18 protein-coding genes are annotated in these 17,477 nt (G+C 62.3%); 6 read left to right on the top strand and 12 right to left on the bottom strand.

Annotated elements, in window-relative coordinates:
• Positions 1-24: 24 nt before the first annotated feature.
• The 7 genes from ssuB to AC0SZ7_RS01365 all read right to left on the bottom strand — a co-directional run bounded on the left by ssuB (position 25) and on the right by AC0SZ7_RS01365 (position 6,919).
• The gene (gene ssuB, locus AC0SZ7_RS01395; RefSeq protein WP_475502645.1) at positions 25-840 is read right to left on the bottom strand and encodes an aliphatic sulfonates ABC transporter ATP-binding protein; all 816 of its coding nucleotides are present in this window, start codon (positions 838-840) and stop codon (positions 25-27) included.
• A complete protein-coding gene (gene ssuC, locus AC0SZ7_RS01390; RefSeq protein ID WP_475502644.1) occupies positions 837-1,619 on the bottom strand; it encodes an aliphatic sulfonate ABC transporter permease SsuC in 783 nt (260 codons plus the stop codon). Before ssuC ends, ssuB begins: the two co-directional genes overlap by 4 nt.
• A gap of 9 nt (positions 1,620-1,628) precedes the next feature.
• Positions 1,629-2,777 carry an FMNH2-dependent alkanesulfonate monooxygenase gene (gene ssuD, locus AC0SZ7_RS01385; RefSeq protein ID WP_475502643.1) on the bottom strand — a complete coding sequence of 383 codons (1,149 nt, stop codon included), beginning with the start codon at positions 2,775-2,777 and terminating at the stop codon, positions 1,629-1,631.
• 58 nt (positions 2,778-2,835) lie between these two features.
• Complete coding sequence (locus tag AC0SZ7_RS01380; protein ID WP_475502642.1) at positions 2,836-3,801, bottom strand: sulfonate ABC transporter substrate-binding protein; 966 nt, start codon at positions 3,799-3,801, stop codon at positions 2,836-2,838.
• 161 nt (positions 3,802-3,962) lie between these two features.
• Positions 3,963-4,556, bottom strand: coding sequence for an NADPH-dependent FMN reductase (gene ssuE / locus AC0SZ7_RS01375; RefSeq protein WP_475502641.1), 594 nt, complete (start codon positions 4,554-4,556; stop codon positions 3,963-3,965).
• Positions 4,557-4,747: 191 nt separating this feature from the next.
• Entirely contained in the window at positions 4,748-5,386 is a 639-nt protein-coding gene (locus AC0SZ7_RS01370) for a peroxiredoxin (protein WP_475502640.1), read from the bottom strand.
• Positions 5,387-5,560: 174 nt separating this feature from the next.
• Complete coding sequence (locus AC0SZ7_RS01365) at positions 5,561-6,919, bottom strand: OprD family porin (RefSeq protein WP_475502639.1); 1,359 nt, start codon at positions 6,917-6,919, stop codon at positions 5,561-5,563.
• A 416-nt stretch (positions 6,920-7,335) separates the two neighbouring features.
• On the opposite strand from AC0SZ7_RS01365, the gene tauA (AC0SZ7_RS01360) reads away from it, so the two are divergent.
• From tauA (AC0SZ7_RS01360) to tauD, 5 genes are all read left to right on the top strand, one after another.
• Complete coding sequence (gene tauA / locus AC0SZ7_RS01360; protein WP_475502638.1) at positions 7,336-8,301, top strand: taurine ABC transporter substrate-binding protein; 966 nt, start codon at positions 7,336-7,338, stop codon at positions 8,299-8,301.
• Between the two features lie 196 nt (positions 8,302-8,497).
• A complete protein-coding gene (tauA, locus tag AC0SZ7_RS01355) occupies positions 8,498-9,472 on the top strand; it encodes a taurine ABC transporter substrate-binding protein (RefSeq protein WP_475502637.1) in 975 nt (324 codons plus the stop codon).
• 124 nt (positions 9,473-9,596) lie between these two features.
• Positions 9,597-10,388 (top strand): taurine ABC transporter ATP-binding subunit, encoded by a 792-nt coding sequence (gene tauB, locus AC0SZ7_RS01350; RefSeq protein ID WP_475502636.1) that lies wholly within the window; start codon positions 9,597-9,599, stop codon positions 10,386-10,388.
• Entirely contained in the window at positions 10,385-11,218 is an 834-nt protein-coding gene (gene tauC / locus AC0SZ7_RS01345) for a taurine ABC transporter permease TauC (RefSeq protein WP_475502635.1), read from the top strand. Before tauB ends, tauC begins: the two co-directional genes overlap by 4 nt.
• A 34-nt stretch (positions 11,219-11,252) precedes the next feature.
• A complete protein-coding gene (tauD, locus tag AC0SZ7_RS01340) occupies positions 11,253-12,086 on the top strand; it encodes a taurine dioxygenase (protein WP_475502634.1) in 834 nt (277 codons plus the stop codon).
• Between the two features lie 31 nt (positions 12,087-12,117).
• Here the strand turns inward: tauD and AC0SZ7_RS01335 are convergent, their stop codons facing one another.
• From AC0SZ7_RS01335 to AC0SZ7_RS01325, 3 genes are all read right to left on the bottom strand, one after another.
• Complete coding sequence (locus tag AC0SZ7_RS01335; protein WP_475502633.1) at positions 12,118-13,419, bottom strand: HipA domain-containing protein; 1,302 nt, start codon at positions 13,417-13,419, stop codon at positions 12,118-12,120.
• Complete coding sequence (locus AC0SZ7_RS01330) at positions 13,420-13,728, bottom strand: helix-turn-helix domain-containing protein (RefSeq protein WP_475502632.1); 309 nt, start codon at positions 13,726-13,728, stop codon at positions 13,420-13,422. It lies immediately after the preceding gene.
• 170 nt (positions 13,729-13,898) lie between these two features.
• A complete protein-coding gene (locus tag AC0SZ7_RS01325) occupies positions 13,899-14,141 on the bottom strand; it encodes a hypothetical protein (RefSeq protein WP_475502631.1) in 243 nt (80 codons plus the stop codon).
• Positions 14,142-14,581: 440 nt separating this feature from the next.
• On the opposite strand from AC0SZ7_RS01325, the gene AC0SZ7_RS01320 reads away from it, so the two are divergent.
• On the top strand, positions 14,582-15,304 hold the full coding sequence (locus tag AC0SZ7_RS01320; protein ID WP_475502630.1) for a hypothetical protein: 723 nt from the start codon (positions 14,582-14,584) through the stop codon (positions 15,302-15,304).
• A gap of 6 nt (positions 15,305-15,310) precedes the next feature.
• Here the strand turns inward: AC0SZ7_RS01320 and AC0SZ7_RS01315 are convergent, their stop codons facing one another.
• Together AC0SZ7_RS01315 and mgrA are read right to left on the bottom strand one after the other, a co-directional pair.
• Positions 15,311-16,237: a sulfonate ABC transporter substrate-binding protein gene (locus AC0SZ7_RS01315; RefSeq protein WP_416421516.1), complete on the bottom strand. Its 927-nt coding sequence runs from the start codon at positions 16,235-16,237 to the stop codon at positions 15,311-15,313.
• A 51-nt stretch (positions 16,238-16,288) separates the two neighbouring features.
• Complete coding sequence (gene mgrA / locus AC0SZ7_RS01310) at positions 16,289-17,326, bottom strand: L-glyceraldehyde 3-phosphate reductase (RefSeq protein ID WP_416421517.1); 1,038 nt, start codon at positions 17,324-17,326, stop codon at positions 16,289-16,291.
• Between the last annotated feature and the right edge of the window lie 151 nt (positions 17,327-17,477).

Below are 17,477 nucleotides of genomic sequence, written 5' to 3'. Positions count from 1 at the left end.
TTCCTGTTCAAACGAGGTTTAAGTTCAAAGTGCCCAGCGCAACTGCGTAGGCAACGGTGCCGTGGGTTCTGGCTCGGGCGGAGTGCCCGGCAACGCCAACACACGGTTTAGGACTTCGGTTTCCAGCGCCGCCAGGCGGTGCGAGCCACGGGCGCGCGGGCGCGGCAGTTCCACATGCAGGTCCAGGCCGATTTCGCCGTCCTCGATCAGAATCACCCGGTCGGCCACCGCCACGGCTTCGGCCACGTCGTGGGTCACCAGCAGCACGGTGAAGCCATGCTGTTTCCACAGGCGCTCGATCAGTTGCTGCATCTCGATGCGCGTCAGGGCGTCCAGCGCCCCCAGCGGCTCATCCAGCAACAGCAGGCGCGGCTTGTGGATAAGCGCACGGGCCAGGGCCACACGCTGCTTCTGGCCACCGGACAAGGCTGCCGGCCATTCATTGGCACGCTCGGCCAGCCCCACTGCTTCCAGCGCTTCCAGCGCCTGCGGGCGCCAGTTGCCCTTGAGGCCCAGGCCGACGTTGTCGATCACCTTCTTCCACGGCAACAGCCGCGCTTCCTGGAACATCAGCCGGGTGTCGTCGCGGGCCTGGCTCAGCGGTGCCGAGCCTGCCAGCAGCTCACCGGCGCTGGGCTTGTCGAGGCCCGCCAGCAGGCGCAGCAAGGTGCTCTTGCCGCAGCCACTGCGGCCCACCACAGCCACGAATTGCCCGGCCGGAATGTGCAGGTCGATGTCCTTGAGCACCTGACGGCTGCCGAAGGATTTCTGCAGTTTGTCCAGCGCCAGCGGTATGCCCTGCAGCAGGCGTGGCGGTTGGCTTTTCAATACGGCGGTCATGCGGCACCTCCCTTGGCGACCTGATAGGCCGGGTGCCAGCGCAGCCACACGCGTTCCAGGCCACGGGCGGCCAGGTCGGCGAGTTTGCCGAGCACGGCGTAGAGGACGATGGCCAGCACCACCACGTCGGTCTGCAGGAACTCACGGGCGTTCATGGCCAGGTAGCCGATGCCCGAGCTGGCCGAGATGGTTTCCGCCACGATCAGCGTCAGCCACATGAAGCCCAGCGCGAAGCGCACGCCCACCAGAATCGAGGGCAGCGCCCCCGGCAGAATCACCTGGCGGAACAGCGCGAAGCCGCTCAGGCCGTAGCTGCGGGCCATTTCCACCAACGCCGGGTCGACGTTGCGGATGCCGTGGTAGGTGTTCAGGTAGATGGGGAACAAAGTGCCCAGCGCCACCAGGAAGATCTTCGCCGACTCATCAATGCCGAACCACAGAATCACCAACGGGATCAGCGCCAGGTGCGGCACGTTGCGGATCATCTGCATGGAGCTGTCGAGCAGGCGCTCGCCCCATTTCGACAAGCCCACCACGAAGCCCAGGAACAGGCCCAGCGAACCGCCAATGACAAAGCCCACGCCCGCACGCCAGCCACTGATGGCCAGGTGGGTCCAGATCTCGCCGCTGCGCACCAGCTCTACGCCCGCCGCCACCACGGCGCTGGGCGCCGGCAGAATGCGCGTGGACAGCCAGCCGGTGCTTACCGACAACTGCCACACCGCCAGCAACAGCACCGGCAGCGCCCAGGGCGCCAGCCTGTGAATAATCTTTTCCATGGTCAGCCCTCAGCTCTGGGACGCGGCTTTGGGCAGAATGTCGTTGGCGACCATTTCACCGAAGGGGCTCACGTAATTGGCGCCCTGGGGCTGTTCGGGACGTTGCACGTCCAGGTGCGGGAACAGCAGTTCGGCCACGCGGTACGACTCTTCCAGGTGTGGGTAGCCAGAGAAGATGAAGGTGTCGATACCCAGCGCCGCGTATTCCTTGACCCGCGCCGCCACGGTCGGGCCATCGCCCACCAGCGCCGTGCCGGCACCGCCGCGTACCAGGCCCACGCCTGCCCACAGGTTGGGGCTGACTTCGAGGTTGTCGCGGCTGCCACCGTGCAGCGCGGCCATGCGTTGCTGGCCCACCGAATCAAAGCGCGACAGCGAGGCCTGGGCGCGCGCGATGGTGTCATCGTCCACGTGGGAAATCAGGCGGTCCGCCGCCTCCCAGGCCTCGGCGTTGGTTTCACGCACAATCACGTGCAGGCGAATACCGAAGCGCACGGTGCGGCCCAGCTTGGCGGCCTTGGCCCGCACCTCGGCGATTTTCTCGGCGACTGCGGCCGGTGGCTCGCCCCAGGTCAGGTACATCTCCACCTGCTCGGCGGCCAGGTCCTGGGCAGCGTCCGAAGAACCGCCGAAGTACAGCGGTGGGCGCGGCTGCTGCACCGGTGGGTACAGCAACTTGGCGCCCTTCACGTTGATGTGCTTGCCGTCGTAGTCCACGGTCTCGCCTTCCAGCACGCGACGCCAGATGCGGGTGAATTCCACCGAGGCTTCATAGCGCTCTTCGTGGCTGAGGAACAGGCCGTCGCCGGACAGCTCTTCCGGGTCGCCACCGGTCACCAGGTTGAACAGCGCGCGGCCGCCGGACAGGCGGTCCAGGGTAGCTGCCTGGCGCGCGGCCACGGTCGGCGAAATGATGCCCGGGCGCAGCGCCACCAGGAACTTCAGGCGCTGGGTCACCGGAATCAGCGATGCCGCCACCAGCCAGGAATCTTCGCAGGAGCGGCCGGTAGGAATCAGCACGCCACCGAAGCCCAGGCGGTCGGCAGCCTGGGCGATCTGTTGCAGGTAGCCGTGGTCCACGGCGCGCGCGCCTTCGGCGGTGCCAAGGTAATGACCGTCGCCGTGGGTGGGAAGAAACCAGAAAATATTGAGGCTCATTGGAGTTGTCTCCTAAGGGTGGCTAGGGCCGGCACGACGCGCCGGCCCGCAGTTCGAATCACGGGGCTGTCGCGACCTTGGCAGGCGGCGTCCAGATCACATCCTTGATGCTCAATGGCTTGGGAATCAGTTTCAGCTGGTAGAAGGCGTCGGCGATCTTCTGCTGCGCAGCGACCACGTCCGGGGTAATGAACTCGGCGCCGAAGCCCTGGCGCTTGACCGAGGTCAGGGTGATGTCGGCAGGCAGGCCCAGCAGCGGCGAGACTTCCTTGGTGACCTGCTCGGGGTTGGACTTGGACCATTCGCCCACCGAACGCACTTCGTCGACCAGGGTGGCGATCACCTGCGGGTGCTGCTGCGCATAAGGCTTGGTGGCAAGGTAGAACTGGTTGTTGTCCACCAGGCCCTGGCCGTCACGCAGGGTGCGCGCTTGCAACTGCTGTTCGGCAGCCGCCTGGTAGGGGTCCCAGATGACCCAGGCGTCCACGGCGCCGCGCTCGAAGGCGGCGCGGGCATCGGCGGGCGGCAGGTACACGGTCTGGATATCGGTGTATTTCAGGCCGGCGTCTTCCAGGGCGCGCACCAGCAGGTAGTGCACATTGGAGCCCTTGTTGAGCACCACTTTCTTGCCCTTGAGCTCGGCCACCGATTTGATCGGCGAATCCTTGGGCACCAGGATGGCTTCGCTGTGGGGAGCCGGTGGCTCGTGGGCCACGTACAGCAGGTCGGCGCCGGCGGCCTGGGCGAATACCGGCGGGGTTTCGCCGGTGACGCCGAAGTCGATGGAGCCTACGTTGAGGCCTTCCAGCAGCTGCGGGCCGCCAGGGAATTCAGTCCATTGCACCTGCACGCCCTGGGCGGCCAGACGCTTTTCCAGCGAACCGCGGGCCTTGAGCAGCACCAGGGTGCCGTATTTCTGATAGCCGATGCGCAGGGTGTCAGCCTGGGCCTGGGTGATGGCGCCGAACGATACAGCCGCAGCAAACAGAGCGACCAGACCACGACGCAAAAAGACAGTGCGCATAGCGCCGCTCCTTTGCTGTATTGGGGTTTTGGCTGCACCTGCTTGCCCGTTGGCGGGCGAGTAAGGCGAGTGTTATCAGTGAGTTAACATGTGGGAGCTGGCTTGCCAGCGAGCTGTTGGGGCCTAAAAGCTCGCTGGCAAGCCAGCTCCCACAAGCGGCGTTAGATACTCCAGCGCGCGCTCAAAAGTCTTTCGTTCAAAATGCCTGGGTCCAGCGCCTGTGGCCGGCGGCTCAGGGCGTAATGGAACTCATCCAGGGCATTGTTCAGGCGCTGCTCCAGCGCCGGTGCCAGCTGCGCCGCAGCGCTGCCTTCGCCGTAGGCGATCTGGCTGTCGTCAGCGAAGATCCCCTGCAGCATTTCCTGGGCCTTCAGCGCGGCCAATACCGGCTTCAGGGCGTAATCCACCGCCAGCATGTGGGCGATGCTGCCGCCGGTGGCGATGGGCAATACCACCTTGTTGGCCAGCGCCCGCTCGGGCAGCAAATCCAGCAGGGTCTTCAGCGCGCCGCTGAACGAGGCCTTGTACACGGGCGTGGCCACGATCAGGCCGTCGGCCTTCTGCACCAGCTCCAGGAAGTCCAGCACCTTGGGGCTGTCGAAACGTGCGTGCAGCAAGTCCTCGGCCGCGAAGTCGCGTACCTGGAACGTCACCACTTCCACGTTATGGCGCTGCAACCAGAGCCGCGTCTGTTCCAGCAATACGCCGGACCGCGAGCGCACACTGGGGCTGCCACCAAGAGATACAACCAGCATTGCCACCCTTCCTTCTTTGACCAAAAGGCCTCGCGACCGGCGAGATGGAACTGACCATAACAGGCCTTTTATATATCCATAAATCATATTTTTTCATGTGGTTATGCGATGAAAGAATATGAGATTTCAGGCAAAAAAAAGGGCCGTGATCAACGGCCCTCAAACCCTGTCGTGGGAGGATGAATAACGGCTCAGCGGTTAGGCTGGGGCGTCAGGCGCAGGTACGGCTTCACCGCGCGGTAGCCCTTGGGAAAGCGTTGCTTGATCTCTTCCTCGTCCTTGAGCGACGGCACGATCACCACCTCGTCACCGTCCTGCCAGTTGGCCGGGGTGGCCACCTTGTGGTTGTCGGTGAGTTGCAGCGAATCGATCACCCGCAGAATTTCGTGGAAGTTGCGGCCGGTGCTGGCCGGGTAGGTGATGGTCAGGCGCACTTTCTTGTTCGGGTCGATCACGAACAGCGAGCGCACCGTCAGGGTGTCGTTGGCGTTGGGGTGGATCAGGTCGTACAGGTCGGCCACCTTGCGGTCGGCGTCGGCCAGGATGGGGAAGTTGACGATGGTGTTCTGGGTTTCGTTGATGTCCTCGATCCACTTGTGGTGCGAGTCCACCGGGTCCACCGACAGGGCGATGGCCTTGACGTTGCGCTTGGCGAACTCTTCCTTGAGCTTGGCGGTGAAGCCAAGCTCGGTGGTGCACACCGGGGTGAAATCTGCAGGGTGGGAGAACAGCACTCCCCAGCTGCTGCCCAGCCACTCGTGGAAACGGATCTTGCCGGCGCTGGAGTCTTGTTCGAAATCGGGGGCGATATCGCCGAGGCGGATGCTCATGAGAGGCCTTGCTCCTTGTTGAGTGCTTTATGGGAACTACTGTGCACTCAGCGTAGACGAAATAAAAAGAATAAATATCGATTTATTAAGTCCCAAAAGGAATAACAATTTTCAGGCAAAACAAAGCCCGCCGCGGGATAGGGTCCGCGGCAGGCTTTGGTATTTACGGCAGGGTTACAGCAGCGGGATCGAGTAGCTGACGATCACACGGTTTTCGTCCTGGTCGCGCTGGCCTGGAATGTCATTGCGCCACATGGCGTTTTTCCAGGTGAAGCCCAGGCCTTTCAGGGTGCCTTCAGGCACGACGTAGGCCAGGGTGATGTCGCGTTCCCATTCCGAACGGCCAGAACCGGCAACGCTGCCGTTGGTGGCTACGGTGTCGATGTTGTCGCCACGCAGGTAGACGATGCCGGCGGTGGCGCCTGGCAGGCCCAGTGCGGCGAAGTCATACGAGTAGCGTGCTTGCCAGGTGCGCTCGCCGGCACGGCCGAACTTCTGGATCTGCATGTCGGTGATGGTGTAGTTCGACGAACCGTCGCCCTGGTTCAGCCACGGGAAGTCCGAGCTGCCATTGCTGACCTGGTAGCCGCCGCCGAAGGTGTGGCCGGCCACGGTGTACAGGAACAGGCCGCTGTACAGGTTGTTGTCGACCGGGCCCTTGCCGCTGGCAACACCGCTGTAGTTGCCGGTGGTGTAGTAGGCCGCGTCGTTGCCGTTGGCGCCGTCGTCGGTGCTGTGGAACGCACGCAGGTCGGACTTCAGCACGCCCGGGCCGATGGCCCAGTTGTGTACCAGGCCCAGGAAGTGCTGCTTGTAGAACTCGTTCAGCTCACCGTAGTAGTACTGGACCAGCAGGTCCTTGGTGATCTTGTAGTCCACGCCGCCGTAGTAGAACTTGTTGCTGCGCTCGCCGATGTTGCTGTTGCCGCTGCCGTTGGCACCGCTGATCGACAGGTTCTCGTTGTTGCTGGAGTTACGACCTTTCGCCGAGTCGATCTGACCGGCAACCAGGGTCACGTCCTTGATGTCGTTCGAGGTGATCTGGCCACCCTGGAAGGTCTGTGGCAGCAGGCGACCGTCGTTGTACTGGATGACCGGCAGCTTGGGCATCAGGGTGCCCAGCTTCAGTTCGGTCTTGGAGATCTTGGCCTTGGCGGTCAGGCCCAGGCTGGCGAAGTCGTCAGCCGCTTCGCTGCCGTTGCTCGGGAACACCGAACCGCCGTCCAGCAGGCCGGTCGGGTTGCCGTGCTTGGCTTGGCTGGAGTCCAGTTTCACGCCCAGCAGGCCGATGGCGTCGATACCGAAGCCCACGGTGCCGGCGGTGTAGCCCGACTGGAAGTCCAGCTGGAAGCCCTGGCCCCACTCGGCGGTGTAGTTGGCGTTCTTGGCGGCAGCCGAGTCGCGGTTGTCAGTGTTGATGTAGTAGTTGCGCAGCTTCAGCGTAGCCTTGCTGTCATCGATGAAACCTTCGGCGCCAGCGTGCGCGGCGAATACCCCAACAGCCACGGCCAGAGCCAAGGAAGACTTGTACATTGTGTTGCTCCTGTAATGATTCTAATTCTTGTCTGTCCCCAATCATGGATCTTCTGTCCATTGCGCTGGGGTTGTTGCGATTAATGCCAGTGGCGAACACCGCGTCAACCGCTCTAGGTCGGTTTACGACGATGGTCTATGTCCATTTTGTGACGGGCAAGAGTAAATAATATTTCATAACTCCAAAAAGAATTGTTTCATCTCTTTTCAGATCGTTTTGGAATAGATAAAACACTTTGCCAAACCCCATGGCCCTTAGCCTCTATCGGCCTCTAAGGTAATTACTAAACGGTCTTTGCAATTTATTTTTTAGATCGTTTAGCTTTCAACAACCGGACCACCGGACATTCCCCCACCCCCTTCGCAGCAACCGCCCGAGCGGTCAGAGGTGCTCCGTGTCCGTAAAGCGTCCACACATGAAAAAGCTTTTAATCACTGCGCTCAGCCTGTTCATCTTCCAGGCCAGCGCGCAGGCGGCCAACCTCACCATCGGCTACCAGACCGGCATCGACCCCAGCAAGGTGCCCCAGGCCGACGGCGCCTATGAAAAAGCCATTGGTGAGAAAATCGACTGGCGCCGCTTCAACAGCGGCCCGGAAGTGGTAACCGCCATCGCCTCGGGTGACGTGCAGATCGGCAACCTGGGCTCCAGCCCGCTGGCCGCTGCCGCCTCACGCAAGCTGCCAATCGTGGCCTTCATCGTTTCCGCGCAAATCAACGCCGCCGAGGCGCTGGTGGTGCGTAACGGCAGCGGCATCAACAACCCGCAAGACCTGGTGGGCAAGACCATCGCCACCCCGTTCGTATCCACCTCGCACTACAGCCTGCTGGGCGCGCTGAAGCACTGGGGGCTGGAAGGCAAGGTCAAGGTGGTGAACCTGCAGCCGGCCGAAATTGCCGCCGCCTGGAAGCGCGGCGACATCGACGGCGCCTTCGTGTGGTCGCCGGCCCTGGGCGAAATTCGCAAGACCGGCAAGACCCTCACCGACGCCGCCCAGGTGGGCCAATGGGGCGCGCCGACCTTTGAGGTGTGGGTAGCGCGCAAGGACTACGCCGACAAGCACCCGGAAGTGATCGCCCAGTTCGCCAAGGTGACCCTGGACTCGTTCGCCGACTACGCCGCGCACAAGGACGCCTGGACGGCGGACTCGGTGCCTGTGCAAAAAATAGCCAAGCTCACCGGCGCCAACGCCAGCGACGTACCTGAACTGCTGGCTGGCGCCGCCTTCCCTGACGCCAAGGCCCAGCAAACCCCGGCGCTGCTGCAAGGCGGTACCGCCAAGGCCATCGAGCAGACGGCCGAGTTCCTCAAGGAACAAGGCAAGGTCGAGAGCGTGCTGCCCGATTATTCCCCCTACGTAAGCGCCAAGTTCGTTAACTGAACCTGTGAGAGCTGGCTTGCCAGCGAGCTTTTCAGGGCCTCAAAAGCTCGCTGGCAAGCCAGCTCCCACAAAACCGGCCTACGGTTACAGAATCCAGCGCTAAGCTAATGCAAAACAGTTATTTATTTACTGATTCTTAGATCATTTAGTCTTCCCATCACAAAAGCCATCCGGCCGCCTGATGAGGAGCTGCACCATGTCCCGCTTCAACCCCCTTCGCCTGTTGGCGGCCATCTCCCTGGCAGGCGCCGCGTTCGTGGCCCAGGCCGCCGATTTCACCGTGGCCTACCAGACCACCGTCGACCCGGCCAAGGTTGCCCAAGCCGATGGCGCCTACGAAAAGGCCACCCAATCGAAAATCAGCTGGCGCAAGTTCGACGGCGGCGCCCAGGTGATTACCGCCGTGGCCTCCGGCGACGTGCAGATCGGCTATGTCGGCTCCAGCCCCCTGGCTGCCGCTGCCACCCGCCAACTGCCGGTGGAAACCTTCCTGATTGCCACCCAGATCGGCGCCGCCGAGGCCCTGGTGGCCCGCAACGGCGCAGGCATCAACAGCCCGCAGGACCTGGTGGGCAAGAAAATCGCCGTGCCGTTCGTGTCCACCGGCCACTACAGCCTGCTGGCCGCGCTGAAACAGTGGAAGATCGACCCGTCGAAAGTCACCATCCTCAACCTCGACCCACCGGCCATCATCGCCGCCTGGAAGCGCGGCGACATCGACGCCACCTACGTCTGGGACCCGGCGCTGGGCGTGGCCAAGGAAAGCGGCAAAGTGCTGATCACCTCCGGTGAGCTGGCCAAGCTGGGCGCGCCCACCTTCGACGCCTGGATCGTGCGGAAGGACTTCGCCGACAAGCACCCCGAAATCGTCAAGGCCTTCGCCAAGGTGACCCTGGACGCCTACGCCAGCTACCGCAAAGACCCACAAGCGTGGCTGGCCAACCAGGGCAACGTCGACAAGCTGGTGAAGCTGTCGGGTGCCAAGGCCGCCGACATTCCGCTGCTGCTGCAGGGCAACGTCTACCCGCTGGCGGCTGACCAGGTAACCGCGCTGGGCGCGCCTACCACCCAGGCCATCACCAACACCGCCACCTTCCTCAAAGAGCAAGGCAAGGTCGACGCCGTGCTGCCCGACTACGCCCCCTACGTGAGCGCGCAGTTCGTTCAGTAACCATTTTCCGGCCCCCACGCCCTTGTGGGAGCTGGCTTGCCAGCGAGCTCTTCAAACAGCAACAGCTCGCTGGCAAGCCAGCTCCCACAAGGGCATCGGCGGCGCCACGCATAGGATCAATCTCATGGCCCTGCTGCAACTCGAGCGCATCAGCGCACAGTACCCCGGCGCCAGCACGCCGGTGCTGGCCGACATCAACCTGTCCCTGGGCCCGCAACAACTGCTGGTGGCCCTGGGCCCTTCGGGTAGCGGCAAGACCTCGCTGCTGAACCTGATCGCCGGCTTCGTCGAGCCCAGCGCCGGGCGCATCACCCTTGACGGCGTGCCCGTGAAAGGCCCCAGCGCCGAGCGCGGCGTGGTGTTCCAGGACGACGCCCTGCTGCCCTGGCAGGACGTACTGGCCAACGTCGCCTTCGGCCTGGAGCTGGCCGGTGTGCCGCGCGAAAAGCGTGAACTGCGCGCCCGCGACATGCTCGCCCTGGTGGACCTGGCCGATTTCGGCAGCCGGCGCATCTGGCAACTCTCCGGCGGCCAGAAGCAGCGTGTCGGCCTGGCCCGTGCCCTGGCCGCCGACCCACGCGTGCTGCTGATGGACGAACCCTTCGGCGCGCTGGACGCCTTCACCCGCGAGCAGATGCAGGAACTGCTGCTGCAAGTGTGGAAGCGCACCGCCAAGCCGGTGTTCCTGATTACCCACGACATCGAAGAAGCGGTGTTCCTGGCCACCGACCTGATCCTGCTGGCGCCCAACCCCGGCCAGGTGGTGGAACGCCTGAGCCTGGACTTCGGCCAGCGCTATGGCGCCGGCGAGTCGGCCCGCGCCATCAAGTCCGACCCACGCTTCATCGAATCCCGCGAACACGTACTGTCGCGCGTGTTCTCCCAACGCACCGCACTGCAACAGGAGCCGGCATGAGCAGCTACCAAGCCCCCGTCACCGCCCAGGCTACCCTGATCAAGCCGGTGAAACCGCGGCGCCAGTTGAGCACCCGCGCCATCAGCAGCCTCACCCTGTTGACCTTGCTGGCCCTGTGGTGGGCCGTCACCGCCAGCGGGCTGATCGAGCCGCTGTTCCTGCCCTCGCCCGTGGCCGTGCTGGAAAAAGGCTGGCTGCTGGCGACCAAAGGCTACATGGACGCCACCCTGTGGCAGCATCTGGGTGCCAGCCTGAGCCGCATCGGCCTGGCGCTGGGCTTCGCCATCCTGACGGCCATTCCAATCGGCATCGCCATCGGCACCAACCGCATCGCCCGCGGCATCTTCGACCCGCTGATCGAGTTCTACCGCCCTATCCCGCCGCTGGCCTACCTGCCGCTGATCGTGATCTGGTGCGGCATTGGCGAGCTGTCGAAAGTGCTGCTGATCTACCTGGCCATCTTCGCCCCCATCGCCATTGCCACCGCCACCGGCGTGCGCACCGTCGACCCGGCCAAGCTGCGCGCCGCGCAGTCGCTGGGCGCCACCCGCGCGCAATTGATTCGCCACGTGATTTTGCCCAGCGCCCTGCCCGACATTCTTACCGGCGTGCGCATCGGCCTGGGCGTGGGCTGGTCCACCCTGGTGGCTGCCGAGCTGATCGCAGCCACCAGCGGCCTGGGTTTCATGGTGCAGTCGGCCGCGCAGTTCCTGGTTACCGACGTGGTCATCCTGGGCATCCTGGTCATTGCCGTGATCGCCTTCGCCCTGGAAATGGGCCTGCGCGCCCTGCAACGCAAGCTGGTGCCCTGGCACGGCCAAAGTCATTGATCGATCGCTGCTTACCTTGAATAACGAGATAGCCATGAGCCTGACCATCACCCCCATCAGCCCTGCCATCGGCGCCGTCATCAGCGGCGTCGACATCGCCCAGCCGCTGACCGCGGAACACCGCGATGCCATCGAACAGGCGCTGCTGGCGCACCACGTGATCTTCTTCCGCGACCAGCCCATCACGCCGCAGCAGCAGGCGCGCTTCGCTGCGCAGTTCGGCGACCTGCACATTCACCCCATCTACCCGAACGTGCCCGAACAGCCAGAAGTGCTGATCCTCGACACCGCCGTGACCGACGTCCGTGACAACGCCATCTGGCACACCGACGTAACCTTCCTGCCCACCCCGGCCATGGGCGCTGTGCTCAGCGCCAAGCTGATCCCGCCGTACGGCGGCGATACCCTATGGGCCAGCGGCATTGCCGCGTATGAAGCGCTGTCGGCACCGCTGAAGCGCCTGCTGGACGGCCTCACCGCCACCCACGACTTCACCAAGTCGTTCCCGCTGGAGCGCTTCGGCAGCACTCCCGAAGACCTGGCCCGCTGGGAAGAAACCCGGCGCAAGAACCCGCCCATCAGCCACCCGGTGATCCGCACCCACCCGGTCAGCGGGCGCAAATCGCTGTTCGTCAGCGACGGCTTCACCACCCGCATCAACGAACTGGAGCCGGCGGAAAGCGATGCGATTTTGAAGCTGCTGTTCGCCCACGCCACCCGCCCCGAATTCTTCGTGCGCTGGCGCTGGCAGGAAAACGACGTGGCCTTCTGGGACAACCGCAGCACCCAGCACTACGCCGTGGACGACTACCGCCCGGCCCGCCGCGTGATGCAGCGCGCGACCATCCTGGGGGATGCGCCGTTCTGACAGGGGCTACAACGCGACCTGGCGGCCGCTGCTACGAAGCGGTTTGGCGACACATGTCCTGGATCACCACATGGACAATCGCACGCAAACAACGCATCTCCCCCGCAAAGGTGGCGGCCAATTCCGGACGCTGCCGAAGCAAATCGCTATTTGCCTGTTGGACCTCTTCTAGGATGAGCGGAGCCTGTTCCAGAATATTCCTGCGCATCGCAACCAGTTGCCGTTTCGCTACGGCTTCCGGAATTCCCAGTGTTTGCGCGGCTTCAACCAGCCTTCGCTCATTTTGCTCAATAATCCGAGGCGAGTCCTGGATAGGCCAGGCCATTTCCACTTGGTTCGGCCAGCGCGCTTTGCCAAACGCCTGCGTTTCGTACACGGCCGTGCTCAACAAGTCGTAGAAAGGAGATAGTTGGAGCTCGTCCGCAGCTACCAGAAAACTAAGATTCTTCAGATGGGCATCAGTGTTGCCAACGAGCACGTTGAACAAAAGCCAACGGTATAACGATTGAATAGCAACCAAACGCATGGTGCAGCGCTGGCTGATTTCTCTCAATCTTTCAACGCTGCCTGCGGAATACTTGAAAACTCTATCCAGCTCCAAGAGCTGGCAAGCATCTATGCTATGCAGGCGCTGCCATCCGTCCGTGCCCTGACGGCGGTCGAATCGCTCAATAAGGTAGACCGGCTCTGGCACATATCTTCTTGTAACAGTAGGCACTGCAAGCCCCACTCGGCTCGCCAGAGTCATCACAAACCACTCATTGATAACCGAATGCGCATACTCCTCCGAAGGGTGATCGGGCTTGAGAATGTGAGTTGAAGGGGTGTTGCCAGATGGCTCCCACAACTGATCCCCTTCAAGCACGACTGCCACCTTGTGCTGCGCGCCAGCAAGCGACATTCGTTTCTGCGCCTGCTGCGCCAAGGGAATCTGGGGCATGTCGCGAATGCGCCTGCTGAGCTCCTCATCCGGTAGCAGGGTCAGCCCCCCAGGAGCTTGCGCGCGTCCAGGCGGCAGTAGGGTCAGGGAGCCAGCAGACTCTGCACCAAAGCACTCAAGCAAGCCGAACGCGTCCTCGACCGTTACATTGGCTGCCTTGGCAATCAATGCACGCTGCCCCTCCTCCGGTAGCAAGTTATCGAAGTACCACTGCACCGGGCGCACGGATCCGCCATCAATGATCGCTTCACGCTGTAGCGGCAGACTGGGGGCCAAGGCATAACTTTCAGGATGCTGAATCCATGCATTGGAGTACGTCAGGCTCCACAGGCCATTCTGCTCACTTAACGAACCGACGCGGATCTGATTAATCCATATCTCCAATTCACGCATTTAGAGTTTCGGCCCCTTCACCTTGATCGCGTTGAATGCCGGAATAGTCTTCACGTACTTCTCCATGTAGGCCAAGGTGTCTTCAGAGACAGAATCAGGAACGTCTACGGTCAATTTAAGCCCTAGCGCCTGCATGGCTTGGAATACCTTTCCCCATTGAACCGCTTCACCGCCGCGCTCGACCTTGCCAAGGAAATTCTCGCTGATACCGATCATTCCTGCCGCGTCGTCCTGGCGCAATGACATGGCTTTTCGGCTTGCCCGGATGATGAGGCCAAGGGTTTCTGCCGAAGTGACTGGAAGTTGCATTCTGATAAAATCCTCATGACCGTACGGATTATTCTGATAATAGTCTCATTTCGACAATAATCCTCACGATCATGAGGTTTTTCGACATTTTGGCTGTTTAAGTTTTTAAATCCACATGAACGTGTGGATTTTCTAATCCGCACTGCCAACCACGTCGGACCCGGCCGGCATCACAACCCCAAGCGCCCATGCACCCTTTCCAACAGGGCACACCCCTCTTGGAGCAGTTGATAGGCAACATCCGCTGCCACATTCAGGTCCTTGCCCTCGATGGAGCAGGAATTCATGCACGACAAGGACTCCATCAGGTTGCGCACCGTCTGGAAGCGGCGGGTGGCGAATTCGAAGAGGTCGAGGTCGGGGCAGTCGGGGTTGATGAGGAAGATGGGGGGTGAGGCGTCTTGATAAGTCATGGCAAGTACTCTGGACAGTTGAGACAGCCACCCTCGCTTGCACGCGGATGGGGTGGCAGCTATGCGCAGGTGTGCAAGACCGGTCCAGAGCCGGCAGACCCGAAGATCTCCCACACATAGCCGCCATGACGAACACAGCAGGCATTCTACTGCCTGCTGTGCGGTTACGGGGACGACGTTTCTGGACAGGGCTTGCACGCCCGGCCGCTGATGGTCAGCGACGCAGAGGACTATAGGGCGTTGCCCGGGGCATCACTATCCGGCCACTTCCGATATGGGCGTAGGAACAATCCCTTAATTCGGGCAACAACGAGGTGAAATATTCGGAATAAAAAAACCCGCCAAAAAGGCGGGTTTCTTCAATGTTTCATCTGTCCTCAGGGGGAGGCTTGCGCCAACATGTCCTGAAGCAATCACCACAACGATAAGGGAAGGTGCTGGTGTCGTCAACGACCAATGCAGAGTTCGCGATCAGGAGAGCGTTATCCGCCAGCAGAATGAAGACCTTCGAGGCCGCCGCTGAGGCAGGCGGCGGCGATTTCAATTTCGCGATCGCTCTCTATGCCTGGAACGCTCGTGTCTGTGCCATTTTGCTCGCACCGTTGCACGTGTGCGAGGTGATCATCAGAAACGCCGTGTCTGAGGCACTCGAGGCACAATTCGGGCCGCGCTGGCCTTGGGTTCCAGGTTTCGAACAAAGCCTTCCCGATCCTGTGTCAGGGTACAGCCCTCGTAAAGACCTGCTGAATAGCCGCCGAACTTACTACCGAACCGGATGTGTCATAGCTGAGCTCAAGTTTGTTTTCTGGCAGAAAATGTTCACCAAACGCTATGAAAACCAGATATGGAGGCACAGCTTACATAAAGTAATGCCCCACCTCGATACAGCCCGAAACCTGGGAGACCTTCGCCAGGCCATCTACGACGATCTAGGTCATATTCGGAAGCTGCGAAATAGAGTCGCCCATCATGAACCAATTTTCTCGCGTTCCCTTGCGGAGGACCTCTTGAAGATTCTAAGTATCGTTTCGAGCAGATGTGACATTACTGCCGAACTGCTGCTAGACGTTGGCGAGGCAGAAAAAATCATTCACTCGAAGCCAACTCTATATGATGCGCTCAACAAGCCGGCACAGGTGCTCGGCTTCCCTGCCAAAAACTGACCAGCATCATTTCCAGGCTTGCTGGCTCACATCCAACCGCTTCGGCAACAAATGATTCTGCCAAAACAGATCCGCCGTCACCTGCTGCGCCGCCATCACCTTTGCGTCAACCGGCGCAATCGGCGATGGCGGGCGGTTGTCGATGTACTGGGCTACCACCGGCTTGGGCAGGCTCATGTTGGCCGCCAGCACGTTGATGCTGTCCTCACGCTGGCTGCGCGTCAGCGCTTCGGCCTGGCTGAGTTCGGCCAGCAGGTTGTGGATGAACGGGCCGTTCTGTTCGGCGTACGGGCGGCGGGCGGTGTACAGCGGGCCGGAGAGGCCCAGGCCGGTGCCGTCGGCGAGTTTGCGGGTGTGGCCTTCGCTCAGCGCCAGCGACGAATACGGGTCCCAGATCACCCAGGCGTCGACGCTGCCTTGCTCGAAGGCGGCGCGGGCGTCGGCGGGGCTGAGGTAGATGGGCTGGATGTCCTTGTAGCTCAGGCCCGCCTGGTTCAGGGCGCGCAAGATCAGGTTGTGGGAGCTTGAGCCCTTCTGGAACGCGACTTTCTTGCCCTTGAGTTCGGCCACGCTGTGCAGCGGGCTGTCGTTCTTCACCAGGATAACCTCGGCGGCCGGCTTGGCCGGTTCGGCGCCGATGTACACAAGGTCGGCGCCTGCGGCCTGGGCGAACAGCGGCGGGATGTCGCCGGTGGAGCCCACGTCCAGCGCGCCGACGTTGAGCGCTTCGAGCATCTGCGGGCCGGCGGGGAATTCAATCCACTGCACTTTGGTCTGCGGGAATTGCTTCTCCAGCAGGCCGTGCTCCTTGGCCAGCACCAGGGCGATGGAGCCCTTCTGGTAGCCGATGCGCAGCGCGGCCGGGTCGGCCAGGGCGTTGAAAGTCAGGGCAAGCAGGGACAGGCCGGCCGCCAGGCGTGCTAGTGGTTTCATGGGCGTTCTCGCAATGCAGGGCCGGGGGCCATGGCCCCCGGCTGGGAGGGGTTACTCAGCCAGGGACGGCTTTTCCCACAGGTTGATGCCGCCTTCGACGGCGAAGCGGTCGATGGCTTCCAGCTCTTCACGGCTGAAGGCCAGGTTCTTCAAGGCGCCGACGTTCTCGATGATCTGCTCGGGACGGCTGGCGCCGATCAGGGCCGAGGTTACGCGCGGGTCGCGCAGGGTCCAGGCCAGCGCCATTTGCGCCAGGCTCTGGCCGCGCTGCTGGGCAATTTCATTCAGCGAACGGATGTGCGCCAGGTTGCTTTCCGACAGGTGCGACTGCAGCAGCGAGCCACCGCCCGGCTTGTTCACGCGGGCATCCTTGGGCACGCCGTTGAGGTACTTGTCGGTCAGCAGGCCCTGGGCCAGCGGGGTGAAGGCGATGACGCCGCTGCCCAGCTCGTCGGTGACGTCCAGCAGGTCCTTTTCCACCCAGCGGTTGAGCAGGTTGTAGGCCGGCTGGTGAATCAGCAGCGGCACTTTCCACTCTTGCAGCAGCTTGGCGATTTCGCGGGTTTTCACCCCCGAGTACGACGAGATGCCGATGTACAGCGCCTTGCCCTGCTGCACGGCGGTGGCCAGTGCGCCGGCGGTTTCTTCCAGCGGGGTGTCGGGGTCGAAGCGGTGCGAGTAGAAAATGTCCACGTAGTCCACGCCCAGGCGCTGCAGGCTCTGGTCGAGGCTGGCGAGGATGTACTTGCGCGAGCCGCCGCCCTGGCCGTACGGGCCTGGCCACATGTCCCAACCGGCCTTGCTGGAGATGATCAGCTCGTCGCGGTACTGCTTGAAGTCTTCGCGCAGCAGGCGGCCGAAGTTGATCTCGGCGCTGCCGTAGGGCGGGCCGTAGTTGTTGGCCAGGTCGAAGTGGTTGATGCCCAGGTCGAAGGCGGTGCGCAGCAGCGCGCGCTGGGTGTCGATGGGCGTGCTGTCGCCGAAGTTGTGCCACAGGCCCAGGGACAGCGCCGGCAGCACCAGGCCGCTGCGGCCTACGCGGCGGTAAGGGATGGACTCGTAGCGGTCTTGCGCAGCGATGTAGGTCATCGGTTCCTCGCTTGTTGAAATTGTGCACACCCAGCTGTGTTTGCTGACTGTTGTGGGAGCTGGCTTGCCAGCGAGTTTTTTGGCCGATCAAAAGCTCGCTGGCAAGGCCCCACCCACAAAAGCAATAACACCCCTGGCGGTCAGAAGTAAT

The sequence above is a fragment of the Pseudomonas sp. JC1203 genome (genome assembly GCF_056175065.1).
The sequence above is the reverse complement of the archived record's forward strand: the minus strand, read 5'-3'. Positions and strand labels throughout refer to the sequence as shown.

Coding starts and splice junctions, on each gene's coding strand:
- ssuB (WP_475502645.1), bottom strand. CDS start 840: ATGACCGCCGTATTGAAAAGCCAACCGCCACGCCTGCTGCAGGGCATA.
- ssuC (WP_475502644.1), bottom strand. CDS start 1,619: ATGGAAAAGATTATTCACAGGCTGGCGCCCTGGGCGCTGCCGGTGCTG.
- ssuD (WP_475502643.1), bottom strand. CDS start 2,777: ATGAGCCTCAATATTTTCTGGTTTCTTCCCACCCACGGCGACGGTCAT.
- AC0SZ7_RS01380 (WP_475502642.1), bottom strand. CDS start 3,801: ATGCGCACTGTCTTTTTGCGTCGTGGTCTGGTCGCTCTGTTTGCTGCG.
- ssuE (WP_475502641.1), bottom strand. CDS start 4,556: ATGCTGGTTGTATCTCTTGGTGGCAGCCCCAGTGTGCGCTCGCGGTCC.
- AC0SZ7_RS01370 (WP_475502640.1), bottom strand. CDS start 5,386: ATGAGCATCCGCCTCGGCGATATCGCCCCCGATTTCGAACAAGACTCC.
- AC0SZ7_RS01365 (WP_475502639.1), bottom strand. CDS start 6,919: ATGTACAAGTCTTCCTTGGCTCTGGCCGTGGCTGTTGGGGTATTCGCC.
- tauA (WP_475502638.1), top strand. CDS start 7,336: ATGAAAAAGCTTTTAATCACTGCGCTCAGCCTGTTCATCTTCCAGGCC.
- tauA (WP_475502637.1), top strand. CDS start 8,498: ATGTCCCGCTTCAACCCCCTTCGCCTGTTGGCGGCCATCTCCCTGGCA.
- tauB (WP_475502636.1), top strand. CDS start 9,597: ATGGCCCTGCTGCAACTCGAGCGCATCAGCGCACAGTACCCCGGCGCC.
- tauC (WP_475502635.1), top strand. CDS start 10,385: ATGAGCAGCTACCAAGCCCCCGTCACCGCCCAGGCTACCCTGATCAAG.
- tauD (WP_475502634.1), top strand. CDS start 11,253: ATGAGCCTGACCATCACCCCCATCAGCCCTGCCATCGGCGCCGTCATC.
- AC0SZ7_RS01335 (WP_475502633.1), bottom strand. CDS start 13,419: ATGCGTGAATTGGAGATATGGATTAATCAGATCCGCGTCGGTTCGTTA.
- AC0SZ7_RS01330 (WP_475502632.1), bottom strand. CDS start 13,728: ATGCAACTTCCAGTCACTTCGGCAGAAACCCTTGGCCTCATCATCCGG.
- AC0SZ7_RS01325 (WP_475502631.1), bottom strand. CDS start 14,141: ATGACTTATCAAGACGCCTCACCCCCCATCTTCCTCATCAACCCCGAC.
- AC0SZ7_RS01315 (WP_416421516.1), bottom strand. CDS start 16,237: ATGAAACCACTAGCACGCCTGGCGGCCGGCCTGTCCCTGCTTGCCCTG.
- mgrA (WP_416421517.1), bottom strand. CDS start 17,326: ATGACCTACATCGCTGCGCAAGACCGCTACGAGTCCATCCCTTACCGC.